Annotated in this window: 8 protein-coding genes; 4 read left to right on the forward strand and 4 right to left on the reverse strand. The window is 70.9% G+C overall.

What is annotated here, in order from left to right; all coding sequences use genetic code 11:
• Nucleotides 1-91: 91 nt before the first annotated feature.
• Both NYO99_RS06895 and NYO99_RS06900 read left to right on the forward strand, forming a co-directional pair.
• The gene (locus NYO99_RS06895; RefSeq protein ID WP_268166362.1) at nt 92-1,702 is read left to right on the forward strand and encodes an alpha-amylase family glycosyl hydrolase; all 1,611 of its coding nucleotides are present in this window, start codon (nt 92-94) and stop codon (nt 1,700-1,702) included.
• Nucleotides 1,699-3,627 (forward strand): glycoside hydrolase family 13 protein, encoded by a 1,929-nt coding sequence (locus NYO99_RS06900; protein ID WP_268166363.1) that lies wholly within the window; start codon nt 1,699-1,701, stop codon nt 3,625-3,627. Before NYO99_RS06895 ends, NYO99_RS06900 begins: the two co-directional genes overlap by 4 nt.
• A gap of 84 nt (nt 3,628-3,711) precedes the next feature.
• Here the strand turns inward: NYO99_RS06900 and NYO99_RS06905 are convergent, their stop codons facing one another.
• The 3 genes from NYO99_RS06905 to NYO99_RS06915 form a co-directional block, all read right to left on the reverse strand.
• On the reverse strand, nt 3,712-4,794 hold the full coding sequence (locus tag NYO99_RS06905; protein WP_268166364.1) for a TRAP transporter substrate-binding protein: 1,083 nt from the start codon (nt 4,792-4,794) through the stop codon (nt 3,712-3,714).
• Between the two features lie 96 nt (nt 4,795-4,890).
• Nucleotides 4,891-6,291, reverse strand: a complete 1,401-nt coding sequence (pmbA, locus tag NYO99_RS06910) for a metalloprotease PmbA (protein ID WP_422395475.1) — start codon at nt 6,289-6,291, stop codon at nt 4,891-4,893.
• A gap of 13 nt (nt 6,292-6,304) precedes the next feature.
• Nucleotides 6,305-7,777 carry a serine hydrolase domain-containing protein gene (locus NYO99_RS06915; protein ID WP_268166366.1) on the reverse strand — a complete coding sequence of 491 codons (1,473 nt, stop codon included), beginning with the start codon at nt 7,775-7,777 and terminating at the stop codon, nt 6,305-6,307.
• A gap of 57 nt (nt 7,778-7,834) precedes the next feature.
• Between NYO99_RS06915 and yjgA the strand changes: the two genes are divergently transcribed.
• On the forward strand, nt 7,835-8,395 hold the full coding sequence (gene yjgA / locus NYO99_RS06920; protein ID WP_268166367.1) for a ribosome biogenesis factor YjgA: 561 nt from the start codon (nt 7,835-7,837) through the stop codon (nt 8,393-8,395).
• A complete protein-coding gene (gene mog, locus NYO99_RS06925) occupies nt 8,388-8,960 on the forward strand; it encodes a molybdopterin adenylyltransferase (RefSeq protein ID WP_268166368.1) in 573 nt (190 codons plus the stop codon). Before yjgA ends, mog begins: the two co-directional genes overlap by 8 nt.
• Here mog and NYO99_RS06930 read toward each other — a convergent pair.
• Nucleotides 8,935-12,153, reverse strand: a complete 3,219-nt coding sequence (locus NYO99_RS06930; protein ID WP_268166369.1) for a ligand-binding sensor domain-containing diguanylate cyclase — start codon at nt 12,151-12,153, stop codon at nt 8,935-8,937. The two genes, mog and NYO99_RS06930, sit on opposite strands and share 26 nt — an antisense overlap.
• Nucleotides 12,154-12,193 lie beyond the last annotated feature (40 nt).

The following is a 12,193-nucleotide window of genomic DNA, read 5'->3' on the forward strand; positions in this document are numbered from 1 at the left end:
AGTAGCAAAACTACACAATCAATCGGGTCACTGGCGCAAAACCACGCCATAGCCCTATGCTTCCGGCACGGAGACAAAGTAGTTTGAATACATGAACACCGCCAAGCTATTGACTTGCCTGACGCTGACGGCCGCCGCGGCGGCCGCGACGGCCCAGATCGACACCCGCCCCGTGCCACCCGAGCCCCGGGCCAGCACGCTGTCGCCGCACTGGCAGCACGGCGTGTTCATGGAGATCTTCGTGCGTGCCTACCAGGACAGCGACGGCGACGGCATCGGCGACCTGAAGGGCCTGACGCGCCGGCTGGACTACCTGCAAAAGTTGGGCGTGAGCGGCCTGTGGCTGATGCCCATCACCGCCAGCGCCGACCGCGACCACGGCTACGCCACCACCGACTACCGCGCCATCGAGCCGCAGTACGGCACGCTGGCGGACTTCGACGAACTGGTGCGCGAGGCGCACAAGCGCGGCATCGGCATCGTGATGGACTACGTCATCAACCATGCCTCGCACCAGTTCCCGCCCTTCCAGGCCGCGCTGAAGGACCGCGCCAGCCCCTGGCGCAGCTGGTTCGTCTGGAACCCGGACCCCGGCCCGGGCTGGGACATCTGGGGCAAGCTGCCGTGGTACGACGCGGCCACCCAGCCCTGGACCTTCACCGGCCTGCTGAAGGACCTGCCGCCGCCCAAGCCCGGCTCGCCGGACATCTACTTCGGCACCTTCGGCCCGCACATGCCCGACTTCAACATGCGCAACCCCGACGTGGTGAAGTACCACGAGGATTCGCTGCGCTTCTGGCTCAACCGCGGGCTGGACGGCTACCGGCTGGACGCCGTGCCGCACTTCATCGAGAACAACGCCAAGGACTGGAACGACCAGCCCGAGAGCCGCGCGCTGACCAAGCGCTTCCAGGACCTCATCAAGAGCTACCCCGGCCGTTACGTGGTGTGCGAGGCCACGGCCGAGCCCATCGCCTACGGCAAGCCCGAGCTGTGCGGCGGCGCCTTCGCGTTCAACCAGAACTACGAGATCGTCAAGGCCGCCAAGGGCGAGCCGGCCGCCGTGCAGAAGATGGCCGACTACTACCGCACGATGGCGCCGACGATGGCGACCTTCCTGCACAACCACGACATCTTCACCGGCCGCCGCGTGTGGGACCAGCTCTACGGCGACGAGGCCCGCTACCGGCTGGCCGCCGCCAGCTACCTGCTGCTGCCGGGCACGCCCTTCATCTACTACGGCGAAGAGGTTGGCCAGTCCGGCATCGACGGCAAGAACGCCGATGACGACGCCCCGCTGCGCGCGCCCATGAGCTGGACGCCCAGCAACCGCGGCCCCGGCGGCTTCACGACCAGCGACCAGCCCTACCGCCCGCTGGCGCTGAACCGCAGCCGGCATAACGCCGAGAGCCAGCAGCGCGAGGCTGGCTCGCTGTTCAACTTCTACCGCCAGCTCATCGCCTTGCGCCGCGCCTCGCCGGCACTGACACTGGGCCGCTACGAGGCGGACCGCGTGGACGGCCTGGTGTGGCACTTCGAGCGCGTGCACGGCCGCGAACGCGTACTGGTAGCCATCAACTACGGCGACACACCGGCGCCGCTCGCCGTGCCGGCCGGCGCCCGCCTGCTGCACCCCACCAACGCCAGCGGCACGACGCTGCCGCCGCTGTCCCTGAGGGTCTACCGACTGGAGCCGCGATGAAGTCCCTGATCACCACCCTTGCCACCACCCTGCTGATGAGCCTGAGCCTGACCGCCACCGCCGCCCCGCCCGCAACGTCCCACCGCATCGAGCCGCCCAACTGGTGGGTGGGCATGCGCGACAGCAGGCTGCAGCTGATGCTGCACGCGCCCGGCGTGGCCGACGCCCGCCCCACGCTGGCGCCCTACCCCGGCGTGACGCTCGCCGGCAGCCACCGCGCCACCAGCCCCAACTACCTGTTCATCGACCTGGACATCGCCCCCACCGCCGCCCCTGGCGAGCTGACGCTGACCGTGGGCGGCCGCACGCTGCGCTACCCGCTGCTGGCGCGCGCGCCGGGCTCGGCGGAGCGCGTGGGCTTCGGCCCCAAGGACGCGATCTACCTGGTCGTGCCCGACCGCTTTGCCCAGGGTGGCCAGCTGGGCCAGGCCGGCATGCGCGAGGGCCTGGACCGCGCCAACCCGGGCGGCCGCCATGGCGGCGACCTCGCCGGCATGCGCCAGCACCTGGGCTACATCGCCGACCTGGGCTTCACACAGGTCTGGCCCACGCCGCTGCTGGAGAACAACAGCGCCGACTACAGCTACCACGGCTACGCGGCGACCGACTTCTACAAGATCGACCCGCGCTTCGGCACGAACGACGACTTCGGCGCCTACGTCGCCGAGGCCCGCGCCCGCGGCGTGGGCGTCATCCAGGACGTGGTGCTCAACCACATCGGCTCCGGCCACTGGTGGATGGCCGACCTGCCGGCGCCGGACTGGGTCAATGCGTGGCCGCTCGACGGTGCGCCGGGCCGCCCCCAAGCCTCGTCGCCCCCCGCGGGGGGTGGCGTGCCCGTACAGGTCACCCCCGGGGGCATCAGGTTCACCGAGACGCACCATGCGCGCATGACGCTGCAGGACCCGTACGCGTCGCCCGCCGACCGCAAGCGCTTCACCGACGGCTGGTTCGTGCCCGGCATGCCCGACCTGAACCAGCGCCGCCCCGAGCTGGCGACCTACCTGACGCAGATGACGCTGTGGTGGATCGAGCGCTACGGCCTGTCCGGCATCCGCACCGACACCTACTCCTACTCCGACCGCGACTTCCTAACCCGCTGGTCGGCCCGCGTGATGCAGGAGTACCCGCGCCTGAACATCGTCGGCGAGGAATGGAGCCCGCACCCGGCCGTCGTGTCGTACTGGCAGCGCGGCAAGAAGAACCACGACGGCTATGTGTCCTACGCGCCCAGCCTGATGGATTTCCCGATGCAGACCAACCTGCTGGCGGCGCTGACCGAGGCCGACGGACCGCACACCGGCCTGACCAAGCTCTACGAGGGCCTGGCGCATGACTTCGTCTACCCCGACCCGGCCAACCTCGTGCTGTTCGACGGTAACCACGACACGCCGCGGCTCTTCTCGCTGCTGAAGGACGACGCCGGCCTGGCCCGCATCGCGCTGGCCTACATGGCCACCACGCGGCGCATCCCGCAGCTGTTCTACGGCACCGAGATCCTGATGCAGAGCCCGCTGGAGCGCGACGATGGCCGCGTGCGCGCCGACATGCCGGGCGGCTGGCGTGGCGACACCGTCAACGCCTTCACCGGCGCCGGCCTCACGGCCGCGCAGCGCGACATGCAGGACTGGACGCGGCGCCTGTTCAACTGGCGCAAGGGCGAGCGCCTCATCCACGACGGCGCGTTGATGCAGTTCGCGCCGCAGGACGGCGTCTACACGTTCTTCCGCTTCGATGCGAGCCGCGCCGTCATGGTGGTGCTGAACAAGAACGCCCGCCCGGCCGAGTTGGCCCTGGGCCGTTTCGCCGAGCGCATCGCCCCGGGCCAGCGTGCCCGCGACGTGATGACGGGCCAGGCCTTCACGCTGGGCCAGACGCTCACGGTGCCGGCACGCGCGCCGCTGGTGCTGGAGATCACGCGCTGAGCTCTGCCAGCCCAAACGACAAGGGGAACGCACCGGCGTTCCCCTTTTTCTGGGTGCGGGCGGCCTCGCGCCGCCCTGCGATCGTCAGAGCTTTTGCTGCTGCACGAACTCGTCGAAGCCCGCCTCGGCGAAGCGGAACCACAGGTTCTGGTCACGGCGGAAGGTGGCGTAATCCTCGTAGACCTTCTTCCAGTTCGGGTTCTTGGCCGACAGCTCGCTGTAGATGGCCATGGACTCCTTGAACGCCGCGTTCAGCACGTCCTTGGGGAAGCGGAACAGCTTGGTGCCCGAGCCCACCAGCTGCTTCAGCGCGGCCGGGTTCTTGGCGTCGTACTTGGCCTGCATCTCCACATGGGCCAGCGCCGAGGCCGCCTCGACGACGGCCTTGTACTCGGCCGACAGCGCGTCGAACGCCTTGCTGTTGATGAAGAAGTCCAGCTGCGGGCCACCCTCCCACCAGCCGGGGTAGTAGTAGTTGGGCGCCACCTTGTTGAAGCCCAGCTTCAGGTCGTCGTACGGTCCCACCCACTCGGCGGCGTCGATGGTGCCCTTCTCCAGCGCCGAGTAGATCTCGCCGCCGGCAATCTGCTGCGGCACCGCCCCCATGCGCTCCACCACGCGGCCGGCGAAGCCGCCGATGCGGATCTTCAGGCCCTTCATGTCGGCCACGCTCTTGATCTGCTTGCGGTACCAGCCGCCCATCTGCGCGCCGGTGTTGCCGCCGGGGAAGTTGACGATGTTGTAGTTCCGGTAGAACTCGCGCATCAGCTTCAGGCCGTTGCCCTCGAACATCCAGGCCGACATCTGGCGGCTGTTCAGGCCGAAGGGGATGGCACAGCCGATGGCGAAAGTCTCGTCCTTGCCGAAGAAGTAGTACGGCGCCGTGTGCGCGATCTCGACGGTGCCGTTCTGCACCGCGTCCACCACCTGCAGTGCGGGCACCAGTTCGCTGCCGGCATGCACCGAGATCTGGAACTTGCCGCCGGTCATCTCCGACACCTTCTTCGCGAACACGTCGGCCGCGCCAAAGATGGTGTCCAGCGACTTCGGGAAGCTCGAAGCCAGGCGCCAGCGAACCTGGGCTTGCGCCTGCACGACGGCAGGCGCAGCGCCAGCGGCCAGCACACCCGCCAGACCGGCGTGGCGAACAAAGGAACGGCGTTCCATGGTGGTCTCCTGTTTCTGGTTTGCGTAGAAAAAGCCGGGCGATTCTAGGAACGCCGGGCCGCGCAAACCGGCCAGGATTTACCCCGCACGCCGCCGTCAGTTCCCCGCCAGCTTCATGCCCGTGACGAGGAGTGAGCCCACCGTCTTGGTGCCCATCGTGTACTCGTCAGCGCCGATGCCGACGATGTTGTGCAGCATGTCTTTCAGGTTGCCGGCGATGGTCACCTCGTGGACCGGGTAGGCGATCTCGCCGTTTTCCACCCAGTAGCCGCTGGCGCCGCGCGAGTAGTCGCCGGTCACGTAGTTCACGCCCTGCCCCATCAGCTCGGTGACAAGCAGGCCGCGGCCCAGCCGGCGGATCATGGTGGCGAGGTCGTCGCCCGGCGCCGTGGCGCGGCTGGTCATGCGCAGGTTGTGCGAGCCGCCGGCATGGCCGGTGGTCTTCATGCCCAGCTTGCGGGCCGAGTAGCTGGACAGGAAGTAGCCCTGCAGCACGCCGCCCTGCACCACCGAACGGGCACGCGTGACGACGCCCTCGTCGTCAAACGGCGCGCTGCCCTTGCCCTTCAACACATGCGGGTCCTCGGCGATGTCGATGTGCGGCGCCATCACCGACTGGCCCAGGCTGTCGAGCAGGAAGCTGGTGCGCCGGTACAGCGCGCCGCCGCTGGTGGCGTGCACCAGCCCGCCCAGCAGGCCGATGGCGACGGTGCTCTCGAACAGCACCGGCACCTCGGCCGTCGCCACCTTGCGGGCCTTCAAGCGCGACAGCGCGCGCTCGGCGGCATAGCGGCCCACGGCCTCGGGCGAGGCCAGCTCGGCCGCGTCGCGCATGGAGCTGTACCAGGCATCGCGCTGCATGTCGTGGCCGCGGCCCGCGATGGGCGCCACCGACAGGGAATGCCGCGAACTCGCGTAGCCCCCGCGAAAGCCCCGCGTGTTGCCCATCCAGAAGTGCGACTGCTGGGCCGACACGGCCGCACCTTCGCTGTTGGTGATGCGCTTGTCCACGGCGAGCGCGGCGGCCTCGCAGCGCAACGCGATGTCGGCCGCCTGGGCCGCGTCGATGGCCCAGGGGTGGAACAGGTCCAGCTCGGGTCGCGCGGCAGCGTCCAGCGCCAGGTCGTCCGCGTCCGGCAGGCCGGCGAACTCGTCTTCGGCCGTGAAGCGGGCGATGTCGTAGGCCGCGCGCACCGTGTCGCGGATGGCCTGCAGCGAGAAATCGGACGTGCTGGCATTGCCGCGGCGCTGACCCAGATAGACCGAGATGCCCAGCGACTTGTCGCGGTTGCGCTCCACGTTCTCCAGCTTGCCCAGCCGCGCTGACACCGACAGCCCGCAGCCCTCGGACACCTCGGCGCCGGCATCGCTGGCGCCCAGCTTCTTCGCCTCTGACAGGGCATCTTCGATCCACTGCTGGAACTGCTCGGGGCTGTAGGCGAAACCGTCTTGGGCTTGGGACATGAAAGGCACTGAATCGGGGTGGGCGGCAATCATAGGGCGCGCCCCGTCAGGGGCTGCTGCCGGCCTCGCGAACGCCCTGCTGGCCGTACAGCTGCAGCGTGACGGCGCCCTCCGCACCGCGCTGGAAGCCGGCGCGCACGCCGCTGCCGGCGTGGATGAACTGCAGCGGCTCGGGCGCCTCGATGGGCGTCAGCCCATAGCGGTCGCCGTTGGGGAAGACCAGCGTCAGCGCCGCCTGCGCCTGCTCGACGAGCACGCGCGGCCCCGACGCCCCGAACGCGTAGCGCCCGGCCAAGCCCTGGACCTCGTCCGCGGTCAAGTGAGCACGGCGCACCCGCGTGTCGTGGAACTGCCCCCAGCCGTAGGTGCGCGACACCGCCACCAGCAGCTCATGGCCCAGCGCGCGGCCGCCCTCGCCGTTGGCCAGGTAGACCGCGCCGTCGCCGGTCTGCAGGTTCAGCACCAGGCCGGCGTTGTAGCCGCGCGTGCCGCCGTAGTGGACGAGCACTTGCGCACGGCCCTCGCCCACCAAGCGAAAGCCGTAGGCATGGCCGTGCACGGGTGGCGCATCGAACAGCGCACGCAGGCTGGCCTGGCGGAACACGGCGCTGCGGCCGTGATAGCCGCGCCAGATCTCGGAGAGCAGCGCCCCCAGGTCGCCCGCGTCGGACCACAGCCCCGCAGCGGCGCTCTCCGGCAGGTGCAGCCAGCCGCCCGGCACCCGCGTGCCGTCCTCGGCATGGCCCTCGGCCACATCGGCGCCTGCGGCCTGCAAGGCGAAGCTGGCCGTGCGCAGCCGGGCCGGCTCGAACAACCAGCGTCGCATCAGCGGCTCGAAGGCCAGGCCCTGCGTGTCCTGCAGCACGAGCTGCGCCAGCGAGTAGCCGCCCCCGGAGTAGCGCAGGTTCGCTCCCGGCACGTCCAGCACCTCGGCACGCGGCGTGTTGCTGCCGCCCGTTCCGGCGACGATGTCGGCCAGCGACGGCACAGGGCCGCCCTGCGCATAGCCGGGATAGCCGCCCGGCGTGATGCCCGCCGTGTGAGCGAACAACTGGCGCAGCGTCACCGGATGCTCGGCACTCTGCCGGCCCGGCGGCAGCTGCACGCTGCGCAGCTGCTTGGCGACATCGCGGTCCCAGTCGAGCCGCCCGGCGTCGGCCAGGCGCAGCGCCGCCAGCAGGGTGACCGGCTTGGCCAGCGAACCGGCCTGGAAGCGCGTGGTGCAGGACACCGCCGGTCGGTCCGCCGCGCGCCGGCCATAGACGGCCGACCAGTCCAGCACGCCGCCGCGCAGCACCGCCACGGCCAGGCCCGGCACCTGCTGAGCAGCCATGCGCTCGCTCAGGGGTTGCGCCTGCGTTTCGCCCTCGAACACCACGCTGGGCATCACGCCGTGCTCGACCGCGGCCCGCCGCTCGCCAGCGCCGGCCTGCTGCGCGCAGACGCGCCCTTGCGGCGCCGCCTGGGCAGCGCTCACGAACACGGTGCAGGCAAGCACAAGGCGCAGGGCTGTCGACATGAGGCGGCCGTTTCGGGGTGGGCGACAATCCTAGGCCTCGCCTGAACACGGCCCCCCATGCAAGAAGACACCCCCGACTTCGAAGCCGATGATGGCTTCGACCGCCCCAGCAAGTCCCAGATGAAGCGCGACATGACCGCGCTGCAGAAGCTGGGCGAAGACCTGCTGGCCCTGCCCGAGAGCCGCTGGGAGCCGCTGGCGCTGCCGGAGATCCTGTACGACGCGCTGAAGGCCTGCAAGAAGATCACCAACTTCGAAGGCCGCCGCCGCCAGATGCAGTACATCGGCAAGCTGATGCGCAAGATCGACCCCGAGCCCGTGCGCGAGGCCGTGGCCGCCTTCAAGCTGGGCCATGCGCAGGACAGCCTCAAGCTGCACCAGTCCGAGCGCTGGCGCGAGCGCCTGCTGGCCAGCGACGACGCGCTGCAGGAGTTCCTGAACGAGCACGCCGACGTCGACATCCAGCAGCTGCGCAACCTCGTGCGCGCCGCCCGCAAGGACGCCGCCAACGTGCCTGAGAAGCGCAGCGGCCGCGCGTTCCGCGAGCTGTTCCAGTTCATCAAGGCGTCCGAAGCGCCGCAGGCCGCAGCCGACCAGGACGACGACGCCGATGACTGAGCCGGCCGCTGACGCCGTCCGCATCGGCATCGTCTCCATCAGCGACCGCGCTTCCAGCGGCGTCTACGAGGACAAGGGCCTGCCGGCGCTGCAGGCCTGGTTGACGAGCGCACTGCGCAACCCGATCGAGTTCGTGCCGCGCCTGATCCCTGACGAGCAGGCCGGCATCTCGGCCACGCTGGTGGAGCTGGTCGACATCGAAGGCTGCCATCTGGTGCTGACCACCGGCGGCACCGGCCCCGCGCCGCGCGACGTGACGCCCGAGGCCACGCTGGCCGTGGCCGACCGCGAGATGCCGGGCTTCGGCGAGCAGATGCGCCAGATCTCCCTGCACTTCGTGCCGACGGCCATCCTGTCGCGCCAGGTGGCCGTCATCCGCAAGCAGGCCCTCATCATCAACCTGCCCGGCCAGCCCAAGGCCATCGCTGAAACCCTGGCGGGGCACGCCAACGCCAGCGGCATCTTTGCCGCCGTGCCCTACTGCATCGACCTGATTGGCGGGCCCTACCTGGTCACGCGCGACGAGGTCTGCAAGGCCTTCAGGCCCAAGAGCGCTCAGCGCTAGCCCCGGGCGCCGCGGGCGATGCCAAGACCGCAGCCACCTCGTCCAGCGGACGGTTGCTGCTCAGGCCCAGGCCGCCCACCACGCGCTCGCCGAGCGCGCCCCGCCCCGCGGCGGCATGAACGCCCACCCAGCCATCACGGCCTGCACGCTTGGCGGCGTACAGGCCCAGGTCGGCCAGCTTCACCACCTCCTGCCAGCTGCGCGCCTGGGGGCGCTCCGGCTCAAAGGGCGCGCTGGCATACCCGATGGAGCAGGTCACGGCAATGCGCAGGCCGTCCTCCAGCGTGAAAGGCGTTGCCGCCACCACCGCACGCATGCGCTCGGCCAACTCCGCCGCGCGCGCGCGGTCGGTGTCGCGCGCCACGGCCAGGAACTCCTCGCCGCCCCAGCGCACCAGGTAGTCCGACTCGCGCAGCACGTCGCGCAGCCGCACGCCGATCTGCACCAGCACCGCGTCCCCGGCCGCGTGCCCGTAGCGGTCGTTGATGCGCTTGAAGCCGTCCACGTCCACCAGCAGGAACACGCTGTCGGTGTCCAGCGGCTGGCCGCCGGCCGCCAGGGTCTCCTGCGCGCGGCGCTGGCAGGCGGCCAGGTCCTGCTCGATGTGGTCGGCCAGAAAGCGGCGGTTGTGCAGCCCGGTCAGCGGGTCGGTGACGCTGCTCTTCCGCAGCAGCGCCGACTGGCGCTGCAACTCGGCATGCAGACTCTCCAGCTCGGCCGTGCGCTGGCGCACCTTGGCCTCCAGCTCGCGCTGCCGCCCCTGCAACAGGCGCGTGCGCGTCCGGATGGCCGCCAGCATCAGCACCACCACACCGCTCGCCAGCACGGCACGGAACCACCAGGTCTGGTGCCACGCCGGCAGCACGCGCACCGGCAGGGTCAGGTCGTGCTGGCCCCAGCGTCCGTCGCGGCTGGACGCACGCAAATGCAGCCGGTAGTCGCCAGGCGGCAGGTTGGCGTAGGCGGCAAGCCGGCGCGACGCATCGGTGTTCTGCCACTGCCGGTCGTAGCCTTCGAGCATGTAGGCAAAACGGTTGCGCTCCGGTGCAGAGAAGTCGGTCGACGCGAACTCCACCGCGAGGCTGTTGGCATCGGGCCTCACGGTCAGCCCGCCCCACGCCGCCCCCACCGGCAGTGGCTGGCCGCCCAGCTTCACGTCGCTGAGCAGCACACCGGGCCGGTAGGTCCACGGCTGCAGCCGCGCCGGCTGCACCACGGTCATGCCCCCGGCGCCGCCAAACAGCAGCTCGCCCCGCTCGGTGCGCGCGGCCGCTCCCGTCCAGTAGGTCGGGAACACCACGCCCTCCGCGCGGCGCAAAGGCAGCACGACATGCGTGTGCGGGTCGACGCGGGCCAGGCCGTTGTCGGTGCTGGCCCAGACGCGCCCCTGCAGGTCGCGCAGCAGCGCGTTGACCGTGGGGTCAGGCAACCCCTGCGCCAGGCCCAGTCGCACCGCGCCCTGCGGGCCCAGGATGTCGATGCCGCCGCCGTAGCTGCCCACCCAGATGCGGCCCCGCTCGTCGGTCAGCAGCGCCGTGATGAAACCCGCCGACACGCGATAGGCGCCAGGCGCCCCCGGCCGCCAGGCCTGCACGGCGCCACTGGCCAGCTCGACCCGGTTCAGGCCGTTGCGCGTGCCCACCCACAGCACACCTGGCGCGCGCTCGGCGCGCATCAGCGCGGTCACGCGCTGGTCGCTCAGCCCGGGCGCTGCAATCGCAACCGGCCCACCCTGCCCGCGCGCCACGTCCAGCCGCCACAGGCCATCGGCCTGCCCGCCTATCCACAGGTCCTGGCCGTCCGCCAGCAGCGCCCAGACGGAAGCAGCCGGGTCGCGCCCGGCGATGGTCACGCGCCGCACCGCGCCGCCGGCCGCGTCGGCACGGTACAGCCCGCGCTTGGTGCCGATGTAGACCGTGCCGTCAGCGGCCGGTGCCATCGTCAGCACGATGTCCGGCGGCAAGGCCGACGCAGGCCGCGTGGCGTCGGGCCGCAAGGCGCCGACACGCACACCGTCGGCATCCAGCATTTCAATACCGCTCTTGTGCGTGCCCAGCCACAGTCGCCCGTCCGGCATGGGCTGGATCCAGCTGATCTCGGTGCCCGCCTTGCGGGCGTCGAAGGCATCGGCGCCATCGGGCGCCAGACCGAAGCGGGTCAGCACCGCACCCTGCCTCGGGTCGCAGCGGCTCAGGCCGCGGTTGGTGGCCACCCAGACGAGCCCGGCGCGGTCCCGGTACAGCGCGCGCACGGCGTTGTCGGCCAGGCTCATGGACCAGCCCGGCACATGGCGGATGCGGCGCGTGCGGCCGGGCTCTGGCCCCACGGCCACCAGGCCCTGCCCTTGCGTGGCCACCCACATCTCGCCGGGGTTCACCTCCGCCAGGCCCACCACCTGGCTGCTGGCCAGCAGGTCCATGCCGTCCGGCGTGCGCTGTTCGCGCAATGACACGGCCGGCGCGCGCCCTTCGTCGCCCAGCACGAACACGCCGTGCTGCAGGCTGCCCACCCAGATGCGGCCGGCGGCGTCCTGACGCAGCACCTCGGGCTGCACGTTCACGCTCCCCAGCAGCGGCACCGGCACCAGCGCCGCCGCCCCGGGCGGCCGGCGGAACAGCCCGGCGGCACTGCCCAGCCACAACACGCCGTCACGGCCACGCAGCAGCACGCGCACCTGCGGCCCGGCCGCTGCGGCCCAGCCCCGGCTCGCGCGCTCGATGCGGCCGCTGTCGGGCGCCAGGCGGTCCAGGCCGCCATCCGTCACCACCCACAGCCCGCCATCGCCATCGTCCAGCACCTGGCGCACGCTGACATGGCTCAGGCCCTGCTCGCCGCCCACTGGCAGGCCGATGAAGCGGTCGGTCGCAGGGTCGTGGCGCAGCAGGCCGGCCGAGGTCGTGCCCACCCACAGGCGCCCGCGCGCGTCGCCATGCAGCGCCTGGATGTAGTTGTCGGGCAAGGCACCGGCTCGCTGCGGATCCGCCAGGTAGACCTTGAAACGATAGCCATCCCAGCGCGACAGGCCGCCCGGGCTGCCTATCCACAAAAAGCCCTGGCCGTCCTCCACCAGCGCCGAGGCAATCGCGTTGGGCAGGCCCTGATCCTGGCCCACATGCTGGAAGGTGATGTCCCCCAGCCGGCCATGCCCGGGCGCGGCAGTCGCCGCCGCGCAGACCATGAGCAGCAGCCACATCAGCCGCCGCCACCAGGCGCCAGCCCACCGCGATCGGGAA

Origin of the sequence: Roseateles hydrophilus (genome assembly GCF_026712245.1) — a bacterium.
Lineage (GTDB): Bacteria > Pseudomonadota > Gammaproteobacteria > Burkholderiales > Burkholderiaceae_C > Pelomonas > Pelomonas hydrophilus.